We start from the raw sequence: 20,878 nt of genomic DNA on the forward strand, positions 1-20,878 counted from the left end.
AACCTCTTCCGGAGTACCCCATGACCCAGCAGCAACCCCGCATCGGCATCATCCTTGGCTCCACCCGCGAAGGCCGCTTCGGCGAGAAGCCCGCGCAGTGGATCCACGAGATCGCGAAGCAGCGCACCGACCTCGCCTTCGAACTGGTCGACCTGCGCGACCACCCGCTGCCCCTTTTCGACGAAGCCGGCGCGCCGGCCTGGGGCCCGGTGAAGAACGAGGCCGCGCAGCGCTGGCAGGCGAAGCTGGCCGGCTTCGACGGCCTGATCGTCGTCACGCCCGAATACAACCACGGCCCCACCGCGGTACTGAAGAACGCCATCGACTGGGCCTACAAGGAGTTCATCCGCAAGCCGATCGGCTTCGTGGGCTACGGCGGCGTGGGCGCGGCGCGCGCCATCGAGCAGCTGCGGCTGGTGGCGGTCGAGATGCAGATGGCGCCGGTGCGCCACGCGGTGCACATCGGCATGGTCGAGTTCCTCGGCATCTGGCAGCAGGGCAAGAGCTTCGCCGACTTCCCGCACCTCGCGCAGGCGGCCACCGCGCTGCTCGACGACATCGCGTGGTGGACCAAGGCGCTGAAGAGCGCGAGGGAGGCCGCATGATGAGCACGGCCATCGAAGCAGGCGCCCGCGCCATCGTCTACCGCACGCGCGGTTCGCGCCACGGCGGGATCACGCGGCTGATGAGCCCCGGCGACCTGGGCGAATTCCTCAAGCCCTTCGTGTTCCTCGACCTCTTCGGCTTCGACGTGACCGGCGGCCACAAGGGCTTCGGCCTGCATCCGCACTCGGGCATCGCGACGCTGACCTGGCTGATGGAAGGCGACACCCAGTACGAGGACACCACCGGCGAGCAGGGCACGCTGCGCGGTGGCGGCGTCGAATGGATGCGCGCCGGCAACGGCGTGTGGCACACCGGTGCGCCCGCGCCGGGCGTGGAGCGCGTGAGCGGCTTCCAGCTGTGGGTGGCGCTGCCGCCTTCGGAAGAGAACGGGCCCGCGCAGAGCATGTACCTCGCGCCCTCGCAGGTGCCGGCGCAAGGCCCGGCGCGCGTGCTGCTCGGGCGCTACGGCGCGGCGCAGAGCCCCATCGCCGCGCCCTCGCCGATGAACTACCTGGCCGTGAAGCTGAAGGACGGCGAACGCTGGACCTACGTGCCGCCGGCCGGCCACACGGTGGGCTGGATTGCCGTCAGCGCGGGCGCGCTCGAAGCGGGCCGAGACACCGGCGGCACCGGCGGCCCCGTCGCCGCGGGCGAGCTCGCGGTGTTCGAGGAATCGGGCGCGGCCATCGACTTCGTGGCGCACGGCGACACGGCCTTCGTGCTGGGCTCGGCGGTGAAGCATCCGCACGAGCTGGTGATGGGCTACTACTCGGTGCACACCAGCAAGGCCGCGCTCGAGCAGGGCGAGGCCGAAATCCGGCGCATCGGCGCGCGGCTGAGGCAGGAAGGGCGCATCGCGTAGCCGGGCCGGCAGATGATCCGGCGTGCGCGCGGCGGGCTGCTGCGCCAGAATCGTTCGCTTCACCCCAACGTCGAACGACCCGGCCGGCTTCGCAGCCGGCAGCAGCCCCGCCATGAACATCGCCGATTCCTTCATCACCAACGCCGCCCGCTTCGTCGAGATCCGGCGCGACATCCACGCCCACCCCGAACTCGGCTTCGAGGAGCACCGCACCTCCGACAAGGTCGCGAAGCTGCTCGCCGAGTGGGGCATCGAGGTGCACCGCTGCATCGCGGGCACGGGGCTCGTCGGCGTGCTGCGCAAGGGCACGGGCAGCCGCACCATCGGCCTGCGCGCCGACATGGACGCGCTGCCGCTGCACGAGGCCAACGAGTTCGCCCACAAGTCGACGCACCCCGGCCGCATGCACGCCTGCGGCCACGACGGCCACACCACCATGCTGCTGGCCGCCGCCTGGCACCTCGCGCAGCAGGGGCCCGACGACTTCGACGGCACGGTGAATTTCATCTTCCAGCCCGCCGAGGAGATGGGCAAGGCCGGCGCCAAAAAGATGATCGACGAGGGCCTGTTCGAGCGCTTTCCCTGCGACGCCGTCTTCGGCCTGCACAACTTCCCGGTGGGCGACGTGGGCCGCTTCGCGCTCAACGAAGGCGCGCTGATGGCCTCGAGCAACACCTACATGATCACCGTGCGCGGACGCGGCACGCACGCCTCGATGCCGCACACCGGCATCGACCCGGTGGCGGCGGTGGTCACGCTCGCGCAGCAGCTGCAGACCATCGTGGCGCGCACCATCCCGAGCACCGAGCGCGCGCTGCTCGCGGTCACGCAGCTGCAGGGCTCCGACGCACCGAACGTGATTCCCGACGTCGCCACCGTCGGCGGCACCATCCGCACCTTCTCGATCGACGCCATCGACAAGCTCGAGGCCCGCCTGCGCGAAGTCGCCGCCGGCGTGGCGGCCGCGCACGGCTGCACGGCCGAGGTCTTCTTCAAGCGCTCGTCGCCGCCGACCGTGAACCACCCGGCCGAGGCGCGCTTCGCGGCCGGCGTGATGCGCGAGGTGGTGGGCGACGACATGGTCACCGACGACTTCCCCGCCGTGATGGGCGCCGAAGACTTCGCCCACATGCTGCTCGCGCGGCCCGGCTGCTACGCCTTCCTGGGCAACGGCGACGGCGACCACCGGCTCGACGGCCACGGGCCCGGCCCTTGCATCATCCACAACACCTCGTTCGACTTCAACGACGAGATCATCCCGATCGGCGCCAGCTACTTCGTGAAGCTGGTGCAGCGCTGGCTGCCGGCGGCGCGCGCCTGAAGTTGTTTCCCTACTGCTGACCGATGACCAAGAAAGTGGCCACACCGATGACCCCCACCCGATTCACCCGACGTTCATTCAACGCGATTGCCGCCGCGGCGGCGCTTTGCGGCATCGCTGCGGCGCACGCGCAGCAGCGCGTGATCCACATCGTCGTGCCCTTCGGCACCGGCGCGGTGCAGGACACGGTGGCGCGCGCCTTCAACAACGAGCTGGGCGCCGCGCTGAACGCCAGCGCCATCGTCGAGAACCGCGCGGGCGCAGGCGGCACCGTGGGCGCGGTGATCGTGGCGCGCGCGCCGGCCGACGGCAACACGCTGGTCCTCGCCGCGGCGAGCCACAACATCGCGGGCTTCCTCTACAGCAAGCTCAGCTACGACCCGCTGAAGGACTTCGTCGGCGTCGCCAACGTCGGCAACGCGGGCTACGTGCTCGCGGTGTCCAGCGGCATGGGCGTGTCGAGCACGGCCGACTTCATCAAGGAGGTCAAGGCCAATCCCGGCAAGTACAACTACGCCTCCGCCGGCAACGGCAGTGCCACGCACCTGGCGATGGCCTCCTTCCTCGCGAAGGCGGGCCTGCAGATGACGCACATCCCGACCAAGTCGACCGGTGAGGCCGTCAACGAGGTGCTCGCGGGCCGCGTGCAGGCGGTGATCTCGTCGAGCATCGGCGTGATGGGCTTCCAGGAGGACGCGCGCATGAAGCTGCTGGCCTCCACCGGCCAGTCGCGCAGCCCCTTCCTGCCCAAGCTGCCGACCGTGGCCGAGAGCGGCCTGCCCGGCTACGCCTTCGATTCCTGGATCGGCCTGCTCGCGCCGGCCGGCACGCCCAAGGCCGAGGTCGAACGCCTGAACGCCGTGACCAACAAGGTGCTGGCCGACCCGGTGATCCAGGAACGCTTCAAGCGCCTGGGCGTGGAGCCGCGCAGCCAGAGCGCGGAGGAGTTCCAGAAGCTGCTGCGCGCAGACTGGGATGCGATGGGGGCGGTGGTGAAGGCCTCGGGGGCGAAGGTCGACTAGGTGTGAAGTGTCAAGAGCTCATTTCTTGACGAGTCGAGCCTGGACCCCGGACCGAAGCCGCTGATGCCGCGGTGCCAGCCGGCCAGGGCATCCGTTCGCCGGGCCAGGTTCCGGTAGGTCCAGCCGCAGGCCCGTTCGCGCAGCGCGGTCTGGACTGCCTATCGGGCAGGTGCGAGCGTGCAGCGGTGGAAGCTGCCCTGTTTCATCACCACCGGCACGCGTTTGGGCTGCTGCAGCAAGCTGATGTCGGTCAGCGGATCGCCGTCTATCACCAGCAGGTCCGCATGTGCTCCGGGCGCAATGCAGCCCAGCCGGCCGGACTGGCCCAGCAGCTCGGCGTTCACGGCGGTTGCGCTCCAGACGATCTCATCGGCTGGCATGGCCGGCAGGCGCAGCGTGAACTCGTCGCTTTGCGAAGCGTGCATGTCGCCCAGCAGGTCGGTACCCAGGGCGATCTTGACGCCGGCAGCCCGTGCGATCCGCAGCGCTTCGATCCCTTGGTGCTTCACGCGGTCGGTCTTCTCCTTCATCGCCTTCGACCAGCCGAGCCGATCGGCATTGGCGGCGATCGCGGCGTAGGTGGCCAGCGTGGGAACGAGAAAAGTGCCGGCCTCGGCCATCAGGCGGGCGGAGGCCTCATCGAGCAGATTGCCGTGCTCGATGGAGCGCACGCCACAGCGCACGGCGCGCTCGATCGCCGCGGGCGAGTAGGCGTGCGCCATCACATAGGTGCGCGCGGCCTCGGCCTCCTGGACGATGGCGGTGAGTTCCTCGATGGAGTACTGGGTGCCTTCGAGCGGATCGTTGGGCGATGAGATGCCGCCGCCGGCCATGACCTTGATCTGGTGGGCGCCGTTGCGCAGTTCCTCGCGCGCCGCCCGGCGCACGGCGCCGACGCCATCGGCGATATGGCCCAGGATGCCGACCGCGCCGCAACAGGCGCAGCCGACGTTCTGGAAGAACGCGGGCCGCGTGTCGCCATGGCCGCCGGTCTGCGTCAGGGCGCGGCCGGCGATGAACAGGCGCGGTCCGGCGAAGATGCCCTGCTCGACCGCCTGCACCAGGCCGGCATCGGCGCCGCCGGCATCGCGCACGGTGGTGAAGCCGCGATCGAGCATGCCGGCGAGCACGTCCTTGGACTGGGCTGTCACCAGCGACTGCGGCAACATCGAGAGCTTGAAGAAATCGGGGATGGTGGCCGTGACGTGCACATGCGCATCGATCAGCCCGGGCATCAAGGTGCGTCCGGCCAGGTCGAACACCTGGGCGTCGTCCACTGGCAGGTCGCCAGGCTCGACGGCGTCGATGCTGCCGTCTTTCACCACGACGGTGGACGCCGGCTGCAGGCCGCGTTGGAGACCGTCGAAGAGACGGGCGTTGCGAAAGACGATGCGACTCACAAGGAAGCTCCCGCCGGCTGCGTTGCCGGCCCACTAGACGAAGAAGATGAAAGAGACGAAGCCGGCGAAGGGGACGCGAAGAAGGCTGCACCCAGCAGCACCGCGAAGGGCTCGCACAGCGCCGTGTCGTCGGCGCGGAACCAGTGCGCCTCGTGCAACAGGTTCATGGAGCCCAGGATGTGGCCTTGGAAGCAGATCGGCACATTGAGCGCCGACGCGCAGCCCAGGCCGAAGATCGCCTCAGAGTCGGGAAAATTCCGGCGTACGGCCTCGGTGTCGGGCGACAGGGCCGGACTCGGATCGGCCAGCAGGCGCTGCAGCCAGGCATCGCCGGCGACGGACTTCACACCCCGTGCCGGGTATGACACGGGGTCGCTGGAATGCAGGCGCTCGAGCCCGTCGCGATCGGGTGTGGCGCGCAGCACGGTGAACAGCCGGAAGCCGACCAGCTCGCCGAGGGCGCGTTCCACGATGCTGCAGAGCATGGACGTGTCGGCAGAGGCGCCCAACTCGCGCGCCGCATCGCCCAGCAGGGCCAGCGCGCGTGCGGCATCGACAGAAGGGCGGCCGCTCATGCTCCGTGCCCCAGGTAGAGTGCGACGGCCCGCGGATCGTCGAGCAAGGAGCGGGCCGGCCCTTCCAGAGCCACGCGGCCCTGGTCGAGGATGTAGCCGCGATGGCTGATGTCCAGCGCGTCGCGGGCACGCTGCTCGACCATCAGCACCGCTACACCCATCGACGGCAGGCGCGCGATGTGACCAAAGATGGTCTTGGCCATGATCGGCGACAGGGCCGCGGTCGGCTCATCCAGGCACATCAGGCTCGGCCCGGACATCAGGGCGCGGGCGAAGGCCAGCTGCTGACGCTCCCCGCCTGAAAGCGTGCCTGCCAGCCGCGAGACAAAGGGTTGCAGTGCCGGGAACAGTTCCAGCATCTCGTCGGCCCTGCGGCGCACGTCGGGAACGCCCTGCACGATCCACAGGTTCTCGCGCACGCTCAGGCGCGCGAAGACGTTGGCGATCTGCGGCACATAGGCAATGCCGTCGGCAAGGCGTTTCTCGGTCGGCCGTCCGCGCAGGTCGGTGTCGTTCCACAGCACCTTGCCGGTCACGCGCGGCAGCAGGCCCATGAGCGCCTTGAGCATCGTCGACTTGCCCGCGCCGTTGGTGCCTGCCACCGTGACGATCTCCCCGGCATCGACGTGCAGATCGACGCCCTTGAGGATGTCGGTTTCGGCATAGCCGCCGCAGAGGGATTCCAGTTGCAGTCGGTTCATCTTCAGGCTCCCATGTAGGCGGCCTGGACCCGCGGGTCGGCCAGGACTTCGCCGGGCGTGCCCTCGGCCAGCAGCCGGCCTCCGTCGAGTACCAGCATGCGATCGACCAGGCGTGAGAGCGCATGCAGGTTGTGCTCCACGATGACGAAGCCGATGCCTCGCGCGTGCAGCTCGCGGATGCGTTCCGAGATCTGCTCGATCAGCACCGGATTGACACCGGCGTAGGGCTCGTCGAGCAGCACGCAGTGGGGCTTCAGCATCAGGATGCGTCCGAGTTCGAGCAGCTTCTTCTGGCCGCCCGAGAGCTGGCCTGCCGGCGTCGAAGCGACGTGGTCGAGCCGCAGGAAGCGCAGCCATTCGTTGGCCTGCTCGACGTGCGCCTGCTCGCTGCGCCGCACGGCGGAGCGCCGCAGCAGCAGTGCAGTGAGCGATTCGCCGGGCTGATCCCATGGCGCGGCCAGCATGTTCTCGAGCACCGTCAGATGGCGAAATTCACGCGGCACCTGGAATGTGCGCATCAATCCCAGACGCGCCCGCTGCTCGGGTGGCATGCGTCCCAGGGTCTGGCCGAGGTAGACGACGTCGCCTGCCTGCGACTTCATGAAACCGCTGAGCACCGAAAACAGGGTGCTCTTGCCGGCGCCATTCGGACCGATCAGGCCGGTCAGACGCGTGGTGTCGAGACTCAGCGACAGCTTGTCGAGCACGACGTTGTCGCCGTAGCTCAGGACGATGCCGCGCGCTTCGAGTTCGTGGGAGGTGGACGGCTCAGTCACGCGGTGCTCCCCACAGGCCCTGCGGTCGGAAACGGATGAACAGGATCAGCGCGGCACCGATGACGGCCAGGCGCACGCTCGACATCGCCACCTCCGGAATGCCCGGGAACAGGTCTCGCGCCGCCCGCGAGCCCTCGAGCACCAGCAGCAGCAGGAATGCGCCGGCCACGGCGCCGCGCAGCCGGCCCACGCCGCCCATGATCATCGCCATCCAGACCTGGAACGTGACGATCGGCAGGAACTGATCGGGCGTGACGTAGCCGACATAGTGCGCATAGAACGAACCCGCCAGGCCGGCGATGCCGCCTCCGAGCATCAGCACCTGCGTCTTGAATCGCGCCGGGTTCTTGCCCAGCGCCAGCAGCGCCGTCTCGTCATCGCGGATGGCCTGGATCAGGCGTCCGTACGGACTCTTCACTATCGCTCGAATGACGCCGGCGACCAGCACGCATGCCGCGAGCAGAGCCGCCGCCAGCCACAGGTCGCCGAGAAGGCCTGCGCCGTCGCCGCCGAAGAGCTTCGGTACGCCGGCGATACCCTGGCCCCCATTGGTCAGGGCCTTCTCGTTGATGATGGCCAAGCGCACGATCTCGGAGAAGCCGAGCGTCACGATCGCCAGGTAGTCGTCGCGCAGCCTCAGGGCGACGCGGCCCAGTGGCCAGGCAAGGAGAAACGGCACCACCATGCCGAGTGCAAACCCGCTCCAGGCCGGCCAGCCCATGCGCACCGTGCAGATCGCGCTGGCATAGGCACCCAGGGCGAAGAATCCGACGTAGCCGAAGTTGATGAGGCCGGTGAAGCCGTACTGGAAATTGAGGCCCAGCGTCAGCAACACATAGGCCAGTGCCGTGATGAGGACGGCCAGCAGGTAGGCTTCCATCAGCGGACTCCCTGCACGCGGCCGAACAGGCCCTGGGGACGCCACAGCAACACCAGCAGCATGGCGACGTAGGACAGCGCGATCTTGTAGGTGAAGCCGACGAAGGGCGTGGAGAGTTCCTGCAGCACACCGAGTCCGATGGCGCCGAGCACTGCTCCCAGCGGATTGCCCAGCCCGCCGACCACGGCGGCGGCGAAGGCCGCCAGCAGCATGTCGGCGCCCGATTCCGGGCTGACCTGCGTTTTCAGGCCGTAGGCCAGCCCGGCCACGCCGCAGACGATGCCCGAGAGCAGCCACATGCGTGTCATGGCGGCGCGGCTGTCGATGCCGACCACCCGGGCCAGGTCCATGTCGTCGGCGATGGCACGCATGGTGCGGCCCGTGCTCGTGAATCGCAGCAGCGCGAACACCAGGACGACGCAGGCCAGCGACATCCCGCCCACGAAGACATCGAGCGGATTGATGACCAGGTCACCCCAGCGCCAGGCGCGCATCGGCGGCAGGTCGAACAGCTTGATCTCGTGACCGAAGCCCAGCCCCATCGCCGCGCGCAGCACGAACCCGACCCCGATGGATGTCAGCAGCAGCGCCAGGCCCTTGCGCCTCAGCAGCGGCGCAAATGCCAGCCGCCACCCCAGCCAGGTACCCGCCGCGCCAGCGGCCGCAGCCCCGATGCCGGCAGCCAGCATCGAGCCGCCGGAGAGCCGGTGCGCCGTCAGGGCGCCGAAACTGCCCAATGACACGAAGTCGCCGACCGCCGCATTGGGAAAGCGGGCGACACCGAAGACCAAGGTCACAGCCAGCGCCGGAAGCGCCACCAGCAGGCCTTCGGCCAGCCCGTTGAGGGCCAGGTTCAGGAAGTCGGACAGAGCCAGATCCATGACGTGGTCGCCTTCAGCCGTTGATGGCGTAGGCGCGCTGCCATTTGCCTGCGCGGATCACGAATGCGGCGAAGGTGGGATCGACATCGTTCTCGTCGTCGAAATCGACCGAGGACGAGGCGCCCTCGTAGTTGATCGCTTTCTTCTGCGCCAGCAGCTTCTTGCCTTCCTCGAAGCTGCCCACCGGCTGGCCCTTGCCGGTCGTGACATCGCGGACCTTCGCCGCCACGGCCACCGCATCGGCACCCGGGCCGGCTGCCTCGATGGCCAGGGCCAGCACCTGGACCATGTCGTAGCACATGGCGGCGTAGACGTTGCTTTCCGGTGCCTGCTTCATTGTCAGGGCGTACTGGCGAGCAAAGCGTGCGTAGGCACTGCTGCGTTCGTTGACGACCGATTCCACCACGACGATGCCTTCGGCGACCTCGGGCGTGACGCCCTTGATGAAGTCCACGTTGGCACCGAAGCCCGGGATGATCCATTTCATGGGCGTGCCCAGCTGCCCCCAATCACGCACGATGGCCGTGGCGTCGGCGACATATGCCGACAGGATGATGCCGTCGGGCTTCGAGCGCAGGACCTGTTGCAGCTCCGAGCGATAGCTCGGGCGGCCCGGCTCGTAGAGCACGAAATCCGTCAGCTTGCCGCCGGCGCCTTCCCAGACCTTGCGAAAACCTTCGGCGTGCGGTGCGAGGGCGGGATTGTTCTGCGCCATGACGGCAGGACGCCGCAGGCCTTCCTTGCGCGCAGCCTCGGCGAAGGCACGGCTCAGGTGCTTGGAACTGCCCTGGTAGCGAAATGCGAGTTTCTTGGCGTTGACCTTGGGATCGGCCAGAGCGACCGCGCCGGAGGTGTGCATGAGGATGACATTGGCCGTGTTGGTCATGGGCAGCACAGCCAGCGAGACGCCCGAGGCCCAGGTACCCAGGATGGCCTGGACGCGATGGACTTCGAGCAACTTCTTCGCTGCCAGAACGGCCGCGTTGGGGCTCGTCTGGTCGTCCTCGGAAAAGACTTCGAGCTTGCGCCCTGCCGCGCCCCCGGCGGCATTCACTTCCTCTGCCGCGAAAACGATGCTCTTTTGCATGCCCGAGCCGAAGTTGGCACCACTGCCCGTGACCGGGTTGAGCGCACCGATGCGAAAGGTGGCCTGGGACTGGGCCCAGGCCCCACGGCTGCCGAGCAGCGCGGCGGTGACACCGGAAATGAGGAGTTGACGGCGGTCCAAGCGATTCACAGCGGGCCTCTCGAATTGGGGGATAAGGAAAAAATGGAAGTGGAAAAGGGGAGGAGGCGATTACAGATTCCGCGCTGGACGACGTCCAACGCATTGTGGAAATGGGGGATAACAGCCGCATCAATAACCCGCCGGCCCATCATTGACGCGGCTGGCACGCTATCTGCTGAGCTCCTGGCGACATGACACTTCTGACGACCGCATCCGCCGCCTGCCTTCACGCACAGGACGACGCGACGCCGACGCCGGGCCCCAGGAATGCGGGGCGCACCGCCGGCGCGCGCCGTGGCACCTTCGACGGGCTCGACCTGAACCTGCTGCGTGTGTTCGCGGCCCTCATGCGGGAGCGCAACGTGACGCGTGCCGGCGCCGCGTTGTGCCTGTCGCAATCAGCGGTGAGCAATTCGCTGCAGCGCCTGCGCACCGCGTTGGGCGACATGCTCTTCGAGCGCACGGCCTCGGGCATCCGGCCGACAAGCCACGGCCTGGAGCTGTGGCACCAGTTGCAGCCGCACTATTTGCAGATCGAGAAGGTGCTGACCCCGGAAGCATTCGATCCGCTGACCTACGAGGGCGCATTCACGATCGCAATGTCCGACTACACGGCCGAGCGGATCATGCCGAGACTGGGGGCCTACCTGGAGACGCACGCGCCACGCGTGCAGATCAATCTGTTGCCCTACAGCGTCGCCAACATGTTCCCCATGTTCGAGCGAGAGGGCATCGACCTGGCCATCGGCGCCAACCGGGACGATGCGCAGCACGCCCGCGGTCTGCGAGCCAGCACGTTGTGGCCCGTTCATTCCCGCTGCCTGATGCGCCGCGACCATCCGCTTGCGCAAGGCGAGTTGACGATGGAGCGCTTCCTGTCGGCGCGCCACCTCGACGTGTGCCTGCCGGGCATGACGATGCCGCTCTACGACAACCTGCTGGCAGCCCATGGCATCCGCCGCAACCTGATCCTCACGCTGAACCACTACACCCAGACGCTGGCGGTGCTGGCCGCGACAGACTACATCGCGGTGCTCCCGGTTTCGCTGCTCGACCTGAGCGCCTACGCCGACCGGCTCTGCCAGCGCGATCCGCCCATCGCGATGCCCGAACGGCCGCTGGGACTGATCTGGCACCAGCGGCACGACAGCAGCTCGCCCCAGGTCTGGCTGAGACAAGTCATGGTCGACTTGTTCGCTCAACCAGAGAGTTGCAGCCACGCATAGCTGCGAGCGCGCTTTTGGTGAAGATGCAGCATCCGGCTGTCCCAGCTTCGGCAACCTGCCAGTGAAGGTGTTCGGGACCGACAACACAGACGGCCGGCTGTGTCGGCCGATTTGCCGATTGGAAGCATGCCTCGGCCGCAGGGGCTTTTCTGCAGGCCCCTGCCGGGCAGGAGTTCAGGACTCCGAAGTGAACCCGATCTGCTTCACCAGCGGCCCCCAGCGCTCGTACTCGGCCTTCTGGTCGGCCGCCATGTCCTGCGCCGTGGTGCCGTTCGCGACCAGTCCGACCAGGGCCAGCGCGTCGACCACGGCCTTGTCCTTCAGCGCTTGGGTGATGGCGGCGTTGGCGGCGGCGATGGTGGCGGCGGGTGTCCTGGCCGGCGCGTAGAAGCCGAACCATTCCTCGGAGGTCACGTCGGGGTAGCCCAGCTCAGTGAAGGTCGGCACGTCGGGCAGGAAGGGCGAGCGCTTCTTGCCGGAGGTGGCCAGCACGCGGATGCGGCCGGCCTTCACGTACTGAAGGTAGTCGCCGCTGGGGTTCATGGCTGCCGCGATCTGGCCGCCCACCAGGTCGGTGATGCTGGGCACGGTGCCGCGGTAGGGAACGTGCTTGAGGTCGACGCCCGCGCGCATGCCCAGCAGCGCGCCCAGCAGGTGCGGCATGGAGCCGGCGCCTGGCGAGCCGTAGCTGGCCTTCTCGGGATGGGCCTTGGCCCAGGCCAGGAAGTCCTTGAGGGTCTTCACTTCCGCCGGGACCGAAGGCCCAACGGCCAGGCCGTGGAACATCACCGCGCCGATGGACACGGCGGTCACGTCCTCGGGCTTGTACGAGAGCTTCGGATAGATGTACGGATACACCGACAGCGCCGACACGGGCGCCAGCGCCAGCACCGAGCCGTCGGCTGGTGCGGCCTTGAGCGTCTCCAGCGCGATCCGCCCGCCCGCACCGGGCTTGTTCTCCACGTAGCCCGGGTTCCTGCTGTAGGGCGTGCCGCCGAGTTTCTCGGCGACGCGGCGCGCCACGCTGTCGCCGGCGCTGCCGGCGGGAAAGCCGTAGATGACCTTCACCTGCTCCAGCGCCTGGGCGAGGGCGGCGAAGGGCGTCAGTGCGCCGGTGGCGGCGGCGCCTGCCATGGCGTTGAGGAAATGGCGTCGTTGCATCTTCTGTGTCTCCTTGGGTGTGTGTATGCGTGGGATGCGGGTGGAAAGCGAAAACGGGAGGCCGCGCGGCATCAGGCCGCCGCGCGCTTGCCTGCGTAGTCGACGAAGAAGGCGAGGCTGCGCGGGTTCTGCATGCTGTCGGGGCTCGCCACCTTCTCGGCCGGCGTGCCCAGCAGCAGCTTGCGCAGGGGCACTTCCATCTTCTTGCCGCTGAGCGTGCGCGGAATCTCCTCCACCTGCACGACGTCGTCGGGCACGTGGCGCGCCGACGCCTTGGTGCGGATGGCGGCGCGGATGCGCTCGACGAGGGCCGCATCGAGCGCCATGCCCGGCTGCAGCACGACGAACAGGGGCATGAACGAGGGACGGCCCAGGTATTCGAGATCGACCACGAGGCTGTCGCGCACCTCGGGCAGCTGCTCGACCACGCGGTAGATCTCGGCGGTGCCCATGCGGATGCCGAAGCGATTGATGGTGCTGTCGGAGCGCCCGTAGATCACTGCGCTGCGCCGCGGCGTGAAGCGGATCCAGTCGCCGTGCCGCCAGACATGGGGGAAGGTCTCGAAGTAGCTTTCGCGGTAGCGCCGGTTCCCGGGATCGTTCCAGAAGTACAGCGGCATCGAGGGCATCGGCTTCGTGATGACCAGCTCGCCCACCTCGTCGACCACCGGCCGGCCGGCATCGTCGAATGCGTAGGCCGCCACGCCGAGTTCGGGGCACTGGATCTCTCCGGCGTGCACCGGCAGGCTGGGCGCGCAGGCCACGAAGCCCGAGGCGATGTCGGTGCCGCCGCTGATCGAGGCCAGCCAGAGGTCGGGCTTGACGGCGTCGTAGACCCAGAGATAGGCCTCCACCGGCAGCGGCGAGCCGGTCGCGTTGATGGCGCGCAACCGGTCGAGGTCCGCGATGTCGCGCGGGCGCAGCCCGTCCTTCATGCAGTTGGCCAGGTAGGCCGCGCCGCAGCCGAACAGTGTGACGCCCTGCTCGCCGATGAAGCGCCACAGCGCGCCGGCGTCGGGCCAGGCGGGGTTGCCGTCGAAAAGCACGATGCTCGCGCCGGTCAGGAGCGCGCCCACCTGCAGGTTCCACACGATCCAGCCGGTGCTGCCGAGGAACAGCAGCCGGTCGCCCGCGCGCAGGTCGTGCTGCAGCGCCATGGTCTTCAGGTGCGTGAGCACGATGCCGCCGTGGCCGTGCACCATCGCCTTGGGCAGGCCGGTGGTGCCGGACGAATAGACGATCCACAGCGGGTGGTCGAAAGGCAGGCGCTCGTAGCGCGGCGGGGCGTCCTCCCGCAGCGCATCGGCCCAGTCGACGCGGTCGCGCCAGTCGGGTGCCGGGGCCTCGTCGCCCGGGCCCGGCACGTGGACCACGCGTTTCACGCTGGGCAGTTCGGCCAGCAGCTCCTTCACCTGGGCGCTGCGGTCGTGGCGCTTGCCGTTGTAGCGGTAGCCGTCGGTCGCCAGCAGCAGGCAGGGCTCGATCTGGCGCAGCCGGTCGAGGACCACGCCCGGGCCCATGTCCGGCGCGCAGCTCGACCAGATGGCGCCGATGCTGGCGCAGGCCAGGAAGGCGACGACGGTCTCCGGCCAGTTGGGCAGGTAGCCGGCCACCCGGTCGCCGGGGCCGATGCCCCATGCGCGCAGCCGGCCGGCCAGCGCGGCGGTGTCGCGCTCGAGCTCGGCCCACGACATGGTGCGCAGCGGCGCGTCTTCCCTGCGCGCGACGATCGCGGGGCTCGCCGGGTCGTTGCCCACCCTGCGGAACACGTTCTCGGCGTAGTTCAGCCGCGTGCCGGGAAACCACTGCGCCCCGGGCATCTCGCGCTGCGCGAGCACCGGATGCGTGTCGCCCTCGCCCACGACGCCGAAGTACTCCCAGATCGACTGCCAGAAGGGCTCCAGCGAGTCCACGGACCACTGCCAGAGCTGCTCGTAGCCGCCCGCCGGCACGCCGTGGCGTTCGGCCAGCCACTGCTGGTAGGCATGGAGCCCGCTGGCGCGGACCTGTTCGGCCGAGGGTGTCCACAGCAGCTGGCCGTGGGCGTCGGAAGGGGGCGAATCGTGCATCGTGTAGCGGGCATCCAGAAGCCGCCCGGCGGGCGGTTCGGGCCGGATTGTTCGGGCGATGCGGCGGCGATACTGTTGGAAATGAGACATTTGAATTAAGGGTTTGCCCGTTGGAAAAGAAGCCACACGAGCCGTCGCAGGGGCCGTCGCACGATCCGCCGGCCGTGCCTCATCGGCGGGCAGCGGAGCCCCTTCCTTCGCGGCGTGCGAAGGCCGACGAACCCGCGGGCCTGGGCATCGACGAGCTGCTGCGTCTGTCGCCGTGGAGCGCGGCCCTGCCCGCGCCGCTGCGCAAGCGGGTGATGGAGCGCATGCGCGAGCACCGGGTGTCGAAGGGCCAGCTGCTGGCGCGGCGCGGCGAGATTCCGTCGACCTGGTTCGGTCTGATGGAGGGGCTGCTCAAGACCTCGGTGCTCGCCGCCGACGGCCGCAGCTCCACGCTCGGCGGCATCCTGCCGGGCTGCTGGTTCGGCGAAGGCGCACTGCTGCGCGGCAAGCCCCGCCACGCCGACTACGTGGCGCTGCGCGACAGCCGCGTGGCGCTGCTGCCGCTGGACGATTTCGCTCGCCTGCTGCAGGAGCACCCGGCGTTCAAGGACTTCATCTACGCGCAGATCAACGAGCGCCTGCATTACTTCATGGACCACGTGGGCGACGTGCGGCTGATGCGCGGCCCCGCGCGCGTGGCGAACGCGCTGTGCGGGCTGGCCCATCCGCTGAACAACCCGCTCGGGCTGATCCACCTGCCCATCGCGCAGGACGAACTGGCCGCCATCGCCGGCGTCTCGCGCCAGCGCTGCAACCTCGCGCTGCAGCACATGCAGGCCGAAGGCTGGCTGCACGTCGGCTACGGGCAGCTGACCCTGCTCGCGCTGGAGCCGATCGCAGGCATGGCCCGGGCGGGCTGATCCCCTGCGGCGGCGCCTCCGGCGCGAAATCGCCTTGTAGGACGCCGGCGGATTGAACTTCCCGCCCCTCGAAGCCATGCTTTGGCGGTACCCCGCGCGCCGTGCGCCGGGGCGGAAAGGAAATCTCATGAACTCGACATCGCCCCTCGAACAGCCTGCCACCGTGCACGCAGGCAGATCGCCCAAGGTGCTCTGGGCCGTGATCGGCGTGCTGGCCATCGCGGTCGCGGCGCTGGGCGGGGTGCTGCTGCACAGGCAGGGGCAGGAAACCGCGGCGCCCGCCTCCGCGCCCCTGGCCGCCGCTTCGACCGCCCCGGCACCCGACGACTTCAAGCCCGAGGCCATGCCGCCCGCGCCTGCCATGCCGCCGCCTGCGGTCGCTCCAGCCTCCCCCGCCCCTCAGGCAATGGCTCCCGCACCGCAGTCAGCGCCCGCTCCTGCAAATTCGACGGCCGTTGCTGCAGCCGAACCCGCGCCCGCCATGCGTGCCGCGCCGCCGTGCGCGGTCTGCGGCCGCGTCGAATCGGTCCGGCCGGTGCAGCGCCAGCAGAAGACCACCGGCGTGGGCGCCGTAGCGGGCGGCGTGGTCGGCGGCCTCGTCGGCAACCAGTTCGGCCACGGCAACGGTCGCGTCGCCACCACGGTGCTGGGCGCGGTCGGCGGCGGCTTCGCGGGCAATGCCATCGAGAAGCACGTGCGCACCGTCACCGTCTACGAAGTGGGCGTGCGCATGGACGACGGCAGGCTGCGCACCGTCGAGACGAAGACCGCGCCGCCGATCGGCAAGCAGGTCACGCTCCAGCGCGGCGTGCTGCGACCGGCCGACGGCCACAAGTAGGCGGACGAGCCGCCTGCACGGCAGGGCGGCTCGCCCTGCGCCGCCGCTTCCGTATCACAGAAGAACTCGGTGCAAAAGAGCGCTTGCCCCAAAAGTATCTTGACCGTATATCCTTAATATATTTAGAGTCCGGTGTCTTCCACCGCACATCCGAAGGAGCGATCAAGTGAGCAATCCCCGCTGGCAAGGCGTCTTTCCCGCCGTCACCACCAAGTTCCACGCCGACGAGAGCATCGACGCCGAGGGCACCGCCCGGCACATCGACTTCCAGATCCGCAACGGCATCCACGGCCTCGTCACCTGCGGCTCGCTCGGCGAGGCCAGCACGCTGACGCTGGAGGAGAAGCTGCAGGTCGCCAAGATCGCGCTCGAAGCCGCCGACGGCCGCATCCCGGTGCTGGCCAACGTGTCGGAGACCAGCACCCGCGAGGCGCTGCGCTACGTCGATGGCGCCAACAGGCTCGGCGTGGCCGGCTTCATGGTGATGCCCTCGGTGATCTACGTGGCCGACGCGCGCGAGGCCATGCTCAACGTGCGCACCATCGCCAATGCGGCGCAGAAGCCCATCATGGTCTACAACAACCCGGTGGCCTACCGCGTCGACCTGAAGCCCGCGCACATGGTCGAGCTGGCCGACTGCGAATGGATCGCCGCCATCAAGGAAAGCACCGACGACATCCGCCGCATCACCGACCTGCGCAACACCGTGGGCGACCGCTACCAGCTGTTCCTCGGCGTCGACGACCTCGCCTACGAAGGCCTGGCGCTGGGCTGCGACGGCCTGCTCGCCGGAGTGGGCTGCGCCTTCCCGCGCGAGACGGTGGCGCTCTACGACCTGATGAAGGCCGGCAAGTTCGCCGAGGCGCTCAAGCTCTACCAGTGGATGACGCCGATGCTGCACCTCGACGTGTCGACCAAGCTCGTACAGAACCTCAAGCTCATCGACGCGATCGTGGGCGTGGGTACCGAGCACATGCGCCGCCCGCGCCTGCCGCTGGTCGGCGCCGAGCGCGAGTTCGTCGAAGGCATCGTGAAGAAGGCGCTCGCGACGAGGCCTGTTCAATACCAGTCGGTCATGCAATAAACCGACGGCGCGCCGGCACCGGCTTACCGGTCGGCTGCCGGCCGCGTGTTTTTCATCGTCCCCAACCCAGCAGGAAGAAGCATGAAGACAAAAGCAAGCATGGTCTCGTTTCTCGGTCTCGCGGCCCTGGCCCTCGCCGGCCAGGCGCACGCGCAGGAGCAGGTGGTCAAGATCGGCCACAGCGGTCCTCTCTCGGGCCCCAATGCCTTCGCGGGCAAGGACAATGAAAACGGCGTGCGCCTCGCCATCGAGGAGCTCAACGCGAAGAAGCTCGTCGTCGGCGGCAAGACGCTGAAGTTCGAGCTGGTCTCCGAAGACGACCAGTGCGACGCCAAGACCGGTGTGAGCGTGGCGCAGAAGTTCGTGGACGACGGCGTCAAGTACGTCATGGGCCCGTACTGCTCGGGCGTGGCCATCCCGGCCTCGCGCATCTACGCCGACGGCGGCACCATGGTCTCCACCGTGGGCACCAATCCGAAGGTCACGCAGGGCGGCTACAAGAACCTCTACCGCATCATCGCGAGCGACAACCAGATCGGCGGCGCCATGGCCGTGTACGCGGCCAAGGAGATGAAGGTCAAGAAGGTCGGCGTGATCGACGACCGCACCGCCTTCGGCCAGGGCCTCGCCGAGGAATTCACCAAGGAGGCGAAGAAGCAGGGCCTCACCGTGGTCGGCCAGGAATTCACCACCGACAAGGCCGTGGACTTCACCGCCATCCTCACCAACATGAAGGCCAAGGCGCCCGAGGCCATCTTCTTCGGCGGCTACGCGCCTCAGGCCGCGCCCATGGCGCGCCAGATGAAGCAGCTCGCGGTGCCCGGCAAGCTGCTGGGCGGCGACACCGTCTGCAGCCCCGCCACCGGCAAGCTCGGCGGCGACGCGGTCAACGACCTGGTGTTCTGCGCGCAGGGCGGCTCCATCCTCGAAAAGGCGCAGAGCGGCCCGGCCTTCAAGGAGAAGTTCAAGAAGCGCTTCAACATCGATCCCGATGCGTACGCCGCCTCGTACTACGACCAGGTGCTCTTCATCGGCGAGTCGATGAAGAAGGCCAACTCCATCGATCCCGACAAGGTCGGCGCCGAGCTCTACAAGGCCACCTACAAGGGCGTGGCCGCCACCTACGCCTACGACGACAAGGGCAACATGAAGCAGGCGCCGATCACGGTGTTCACCTTCAAGAACGCGGCCCCGGTGCCCATCGCGAGCTACTGAGACGAAGCGAAGAACATGCATCGCATCCAGGTCATCGACTCACACACGGGCGGCGAGCCCACGCGCCTGGTGATCGGGGGCTTCCCCGATCCGGGCAAGGGCAGCATGGCCGAGCGCCGCGCGCTGCTGGCCGAGCGGCACGACAAGTGGCGCGCCGCCGCCGTGCTGGAGCCGCGCGGCAGCGACGTGGTGGTGGGGGCGCTGCTGTGCGAGCCGGTCTCGGCCGATGCGGCCGCGGGCGTCGTCTTCTTCAACAACGCCGGCTACCTCGGCATGTGCGGCCACGGCACCATCGGGCTGGTCGCGAGCCTCGCGCACATGGGGCGCATCGGCGTGGGCGAGCACCGCATCGAGACGCCCGTGGGCACCGTGACCACCACGCTGCACGAAGACGGCTCGGTGAGCGTGCGCAACGTGCCCGCCTACCGGCACCTGCGGCAGGCGGCGGTCGAGCTGCCCGGCCACGGCACCGTGCGCGGCGACGTGGCCTGGGGCGGCAACTGGTTCTTCCTCGTGAGCGAGCACGGCCAGCGCGTGGCGAGCGACAACCTCGCCGCGCTCACCGACTACACCGCCGCGTTGCGCAAGGCCCTGGCGGCGCAGGGCATCACCGGTGCCGACGGCGCGGAGATCGACCACATCGAGCTCTTCGCCGACGACAGCGAGGGCGCCGACAGCCGCAACTTCGTGCTGTGCCCGGGCAACGCCTACGACCGCTCGCCCTGCGGCACCGGCACCAGCGCCAAGATCGCCTGCCTCGCGGCCGACGGCGAGCTCGCGCCGGGCGAGGTGTGGAAGCAGGCCAGCGTGATCGGCAGCGTCTTCGAGGCCAGCTACGCGCTCGACGGCGAAGGCCGCGTCATTCCCACGCTGCGCGGCCGCGCGCACATCAGTGCAGAGGCCACACTGCTGATCGACGACGCCGATCCTTTCGGCTGGGGCATCCGGCTCTGACCACGGGCACGACGGGCGCAATGGACGCGGACGTCATCGTCATCGGCGCCGGCATCGTCGGCGCCGCGTGCGCGCATGCGCTCGCGAATGCGGGCGCGAAGGTGCTGGTGCTCGACGCCGGCATCGGCGGCGCCACCGGCGCCGGCATGGGCCACCTCGTGGTGATGGACGACAACCCGGCCGAGCTGGCGCTGAGCCGCCATTCGATCGCGCAGTGGCGCGAGCTCGCGCCGCGCATGGGCGAGGACTGCGCCTACAGCGCCTGCGGCACGCTGTGGATCGCCGCGAACGACGAGGAGATGGCCGAGGCCGAGCGCAAGCTGCAGCGGCTGCGCGCCGACGGCATCGACAGCCGCCTGCTCGACGCACGGCAGCTCTCGGCCGCCGAACCTGCATTGCGCAAGGGCCTCGCGGGCGCGCTCGAAGTGCCTGGCGACGGCATCCTCTACGCACCCAACGCGGCGCGCTGGCTGCTCGCCCAGCATGGGGCATCGATCCGCGTCGAGCAGGCGAAGGTCGATGCCATAGAGGAAAGCGGCACGCTGCGCCTGGCCGACGGCGGCCGCCGCGCCGCGCCGCGCGTCGTGCTCGCCAACGGCATCCAGGCCACCGCGCTGTGCCCCGAGCTGCCGATACGCCCGAAGAAGGGCCACCTGCTCATCACCGACCGCTATCCGGGCACGGTGCACCACCAGCTCGTCGAACTCGGCTACGTGACCAGCGCCCACCACAGCGAGGGCGACTCGGTCGCCTTCAACGTGCAGCCGCGTCCCACGGGGCAGCTGCTGATCGGCTCCTCGCGCCAGTTCGACACCACCGACGCGGCCGTGGAAGCGCCGATGCTCGCGCGCATGCTCCAGCGCGCGCTCGACTACCTGCCGGGGCTCGCGAACCTCAACGCCCTGCGCTCGTGGACCGGCATGCGCGCGGCCTCGCCCGATGGGCTTCCGCTTCTGGGCAGGCATCCGTGGCGCGAGAGGCTCTGGCTCGCCGTCGGGCACGAGGGCCTCGGCGTGACCACGGCACCTGGCAGCGCGCACCTGCTCGCCGCGCTGATGACCGGGGCGACACCCGGTTTCGACGCCGCGCCCTACGCACCTCGCGGCCTGCGGGAGGCCGCATGAGACATCCGGTGTCAACCCTCCCGAGAAATTTCGATGCGACAAGCGCT

At 69.0% G+C, this 20,878-nt stretch carries 20 protein-coding genes; 11 read left to right on the top strand and 9 right to left on the bottom strand.

Annotated elements, in window-relative coordinates:
• The first annotated feature begins 20 nt into the window (after nucleotides 1–20).
• The 4 genes from ACTJLF_RS29595 to ACTJLF_RS29610 all read left to right on the top strand — a co-directional run bounded on the left by ACTJLF_RS29595 (nucleotide 21) and on the right by ACTJLF_RS29610 (nucleotide 3,811).
• Nucleotides 21–605 carry an NADPH-dependent FMN reductase gene (locus ACTJLF_RS29595; protein WP_132754436.1) on the top strand — a complete coding sequence of 195 codons (585 nt, stop codon included), beginning with the start codon at nucleotides 21–23 and terminating at the stop codon, nucleotides 603–605.
• Entirely contained in the window at nucleotides 602–1,468 is an 867-nt protein-coding gene (locus ACTJLF_RS29600) for a pirin family protein (RefSeq protein ID WP_405054301.1), read from the top strand. The genes ACTJLF_RS29595 and ACTJLF_RS29600 overlap by 4 nt, the downstream gene beginning before the upstream one ends.
• 112 nt (nucleotides 1,469–1,580) lie before the next feature.
• The gene (locus ACTJLF_RS29605) at nucleotides 1,581–2,789 is read left to right on the top strand and encodes a M20 aminoacylase family protein (protein ID WP_440884465.1); all 1,209 of its coding nucleotides are present in this window, start codon (nucleotides 1,581–1,583) and stop codon (nucleotides 2,787–2,789) included.
• A gap of 23 nt (nucleotides 2,790–2,812) precedes the next feature.
• Nucleotides 2,813–3,811, top strand: a complete 999-nt coding sequence (locus tag ACTJLF_RS29610) for a tripartite tricarboxylate transporter substrate binding protein (RefSeq protein ID WP_440884466.1) — start codon at nucleotides 2,813–2,815, stop codon at nucleotides 3,809–3,811.
• A 158-nt stretch (nucleotides 3,812–3,969) separates the two neighbouring features.
• Here ACTJLF_RS29610 and ACTJLF_RS29615 read toward each other — a convergent pair whose 3' ends face one another.
• Genes ACTJLF_RS29615 through ACTJLF_RS29645 form a run of 7 tightly spaced genes read right to left on the bottom strand, consistent with a single transcriptional unit; the run spans nucleotide 3,970 to nucleotide 10,261 of the window.
• Nucleotides 3,970–5,211, bottom strand: a complete 1,242-nt coding sequence (locus ACTJLF_RS29615; protein ID WP_440884467.1) for an amidohydrolase family protein — start codon at nucleotides 5,209–5,211, stop codon at nucleotides 3,970–3,972.
• Nucleotides 5,208–5,786, bottom strand: coding sequence for a GAF domain-containing protein (locus ACTJLF_RS29620; RefSeq protein WP_440884468.1), 579 nt, complete (start codon nucleotides 5,784–5,786; stop codon nucleotides 5,208–5,210). Before ACTJLF_RS29620 ends, ACTJLF_RS29615 begins: the two co-directional genes overlap by 4 nt.
• A complete protein-coding gene (locus ACTJLF_RS29625; RefSeq protein ID WP_354414678.1) occupies nucleotides 5,783–6,487 on the bottom strand; it encodes an ABC transporter ATP-binding protein in 705 nt (234 codons plus the stop codon). Before ACTJLF_RS29625 ends, ACTJLF_RS29620 begins: the two co-directional genes overlap by 4 nt.
• Nucleotides 6,488–6,489: 2 nt before the next feature.
• A complete protein-coding gene (locus ACTJLF_RS29630) occupies nucleotides 6,490–7,263 on the bottom strand; it encodes an ABC transporter ATP-binding protein (RefSeq protein ID WP_440884469.1) in 774 nt (257 codons plus the stop codon).
• A complete protein-coding gene (locus tag ACTJLF_RS29635) occupies nucleotides 7,256–8,143 on the bottom strand; it encodes a branched-chain amino acid ABC transporter permease (RefSeq protein WP_132754424.1) in 888 nt (295 codons plus the stop codon). Before ACTJLF_RS29635 ends, ACTJLF_RS29630 begins: the two co-directional genes overlap by 8 nt.
• Nucleotides 8,143–9,024 (bottom strand): branched-chain amino acid ABC transporter permease, encoded by an 882-nt coding sequence (locus ACTJLF_RS29640; RefSeq protein ID WP_440884470.1) that lies wholly within the window; start codon nucleotides 9,022–9,024, stop codon nucleotides 8,143–8,145. The genes ACTJLF_RS29635 and ACTJLF_RS29640 overlap by 1 nt, the downstream gene beginning before the upstream one ends.
• A gap of 13 nt (nucleotides 9,025–9,037) precedes the next feature.
• Nucleotides 9,038–10,261: an ABC transporter substrate-binding protein gene (locus ACTJLF_RS29645; RefSeq protein WP_244164299.1), complete on the bottom strand. Its 1,224-nt coding sequence runs from the start codon at nucleotides 10,259–10,261 to the stop codon at nucleotides 9,038–9,040.
• Between the two features lie 182 nt (nucleotides 10,262–10,443).
• Between ACTJLF_RS29645 and ACTJLF_RS29650 the strand changes: the two genes are divergently transcribed.
• Nucleotides 10,444–11,478, top strand: a complete 1,035-nt coding sequence (locus ACTJLF_RS29650; protein ID WP_019653772.1) for a LysR family transcriptional regulator — start codon at nucleotides 10,444–10,446, stop codon at nucleotides 11,476–11,478.
• 174 nt (nucleotides 11,479–11,652) lie between these two features.
• On the opposite strand, the gene ACTJLF_RS29655 is transcribed toward ACTJLF_RS29650, so the two are convergent.
• Both ACTJLF_RS29655 and ACTJLF_RS29660 read right to left on the bottom strand, forming a co-directional pair.
• Nucleotides 11,653–12,639 (bottom strand): tripartite tricarboxylate transporter substrate-binding protein, encoded by a 987-nt coding sequence (locus ACTJLF_RS29655; protein ID WP_019653773.1) that lies wholly within the window; start codon nucleotides 12,637–12,639, stop codon nucleotides 11,653–11,655.
• Nucleotides 12,640–12,710: 71 nt separating this feature from the next.
• Entirely contained in the window at nucleotides 12,711–14,708 is a 1,998-nt protein-coding gene (locus ACTJLF_RS29660; RefSeq protein ID WP_132754420.1) for an acetoacetate--CoA ligase, read from the bottom strand.
• Between the two features lie 110 nt (nucleotides 14,709–14,818).
• On the opposite strand from ACTJLF_RS29660, the gene ACTJLF_RS29665 reads away from it, so the two are divergent.
• The 6 genes from ACTJLF_RS29665 (at nucleotide 14,819) to ACTJLF_RS29690 (ending at nucleotide 20,831) form a co-directional block, all read left to right on the top strand.
• On the top strand, nucleotides 14,819–15,616 hold the full coding sequence (locus ACTJLF_RS29665; RefSeq protein WP_440884471.1) for a Crp/Fnr family transcriptional regulator: 798 nt from the start codon (nucleotides 14,819–14,821) through the stop codon (nucleotides 15,614–15,616).
• Between the two features lie 127 nt (nucleotides 15,617–15,743).
• Nucleotides 15,744–16,454, top strand: a complete 711-nt coding sequence (locus ACTJLF_RS29670; RefSeq protein ID WP_440884472.1) for a glycine zipper 2TM domain-containing protein — start codon at nucleotides 15,744–15,746, stop codon at nucleotides 16,452–16,454.
• 166 nt (nucleotides 16,455–16,620) lie between these two features.
• The gene (locus ACTJLF_RS29675) at nucleotides 16,621–17,538 is read left to right on the top strand and encodes a dihydrodipicolinate synthase family protein (RefSeq protein WP_019653777.1); all 918 of its coding nucleotides are present in this window, start codon (nucleotides 16,621–16,623) and stop codon (nucleotides 17,536–17,538) included.
• Nucleotides 17,539–17,619: 81 nt separating this feature from the next.
• Nucleotides 17,620–18,753 (top strand): branched-chain amino acid ABC transporter substrate-binding protein, encoded by a 1,134-nt coding sequence (locus ACTJLF_RS29680; RefSeq protein ID WP_019653778.1) that lies wholly within the window; start codon nucleotides 17,620–17,622, stop codon nucleotides 18,751–18,753.
• A 15-nt stretch (nucleotides 18,754–18,768) separates the two neighbouring features.
• On the top strand, nucleotides 18,769–19,707 hold the full coding sequence (locus ACTJLF_RS29685; RefSeq protein ID WP_440884473.1) for a 4-hydroxyproline epimerase: 939 nt from the start codon (nucleotides 18,769–18,771) through the stop codon (nucleotides 19,705–19,707).
• Between the two features lie 20 nt (nucleotides 19,708–19,727).
• Nucleotides 19,728–20,831 carry an NAD(P)/FAD-dependent oxidoreductase gene (locus ACTJLF_RS29690; protein ID WP_440884474.1) on the top strand — a complete coding sequence of 368 codons (1,104 nt, stop codon included), beginning with the start codon at nucleotides 19,728–19,730 and terminating at the stop codon, nucleotides 20,829–20,831.
• Nucleotides 20,832–20,878: the final 47 nt, after the last annotated feature.

It is taken from the genome of Variovorax sp. 22077 (assembly GCF_052044195.1).
Taxonomy (GTDB): domain Bacteria; phylum Pseudomonadota; class Gammaproteobacteria; order Burkholderiales; family Burkholderiaceae_C; genus Variovorax; species Variovorax atrisoli.

Excerpts from the sequence above, each read along its gene's own strand:
- ACTJLF_RS29595 (WP_132754436.1), top strand. The coding sequence starts at position 21 with ATGACCCAGCAGCAACCCCGCATCGGCATCATCCTTGGCTCCACCCGC.
- ACTJLF_RS29600 (WP_405054301.1), top strand. The coding sequence starts at position 602 with ATGATGAGCACGGCCATCGAAGCAGGCGCCCGCGCCATCGTCTACCGC.
- ACTJLF_RS29605 (WP_440884465.1), top strand. The coding sequence starts at position 1,581 with ATGAACATCGCCGATTCCTTCATCACCAACGCCGCCCGCTTCGTCGAG.
- ACTJLF_RS29610 (WP_440884466.1), top strand. The coding sequence starts at position 2,813 with ATGACCAAGAAAGTGGCCACACCGATGACCCCCACCCGATTCACCCGA.
- ACTJLF_RS29620 (WP_440884468.1), bottom strand. The coding sequence starts at position 5,786 with ATGAGCGGCCGCCCTTCTGTCGATGCCGCACGCGCGCTGGCCCTGCTG.
- ACTJLF_RS29625 (WP_354414678.1), bottom strand. The coding sequence starts at position 6,487 with ATGAACCGACTGCAACTGGAATCCCTCTGCGGCGGCTATGCCGAAACC.
- ACTJLF_RS29635 (WP_132754424.1), bottom strand. The coding sequence starts at position 8,143 with ATGGAAGCCTACCTGCTGGCCGTCCTCATCACGGCACTGGCCTATGTG.
- ACTJLF_RS29640 (WP_440884470.1), bottom strand. The coding sequence starts at position 9,024 with ATGGATCTGGCTCTGTCCGACTTCCTGAACCTGGCCCTCAACGGGCTG.
- ACTJLF_RS29650 (WP_019653772.1), top strand. The coding sequence starts at position 10,444 with ATGACACTTCTGACGACCGCATCCGCCGCCTGCCTTCACGCACAGGAC.
- ACTJLF_RS29655 (WP_019653773.1), bottom strand. The coding sequence starts at position 12,639 with ATGCAACGACGCCATTTCCTCAACGCCATGGCAGGCGCCGCCGCCACC.
- ACTJLF_RS29660 (WP_132754420.1), bottom strand. The coding sequence starts at position 14,708 with ATGCACGATTCGCCCCCTTCCGACGCCCACGGCCAGCTGCTGTGGACA.
- ACTJLF_RS29670 (WP_440884472.1), top strand. The coding sequence starts at position 15,744 with ATGAACTCGACATCGCCCCTCGAACAGCCTGCCACCGTGCACGCAGGC.
- ACTJLF_RS29680 (WP_019653778.1), top strand. The coding sequence starts at position 17,620 with ATGAAGACAAAAGCAAGCATGGTCTCGTTTCTCGGTCTCGCGGCCCTG.
- ACTJLF_RS29685 (WP_440884473.1), top strand. The coding sequence starts at position 18,769 with ATGCATCGCATCCAGGTCATCGACTCACACACGGGCGGCGAGCCCACG.
- ACTJLF_RS29690 (WP_440884474.1), top strand. The coding sequence starts at position 19,728 with ATGGACGCGGACGTCATCGTCATCGGCGCCGGCATCGTCGGCGCCGCG.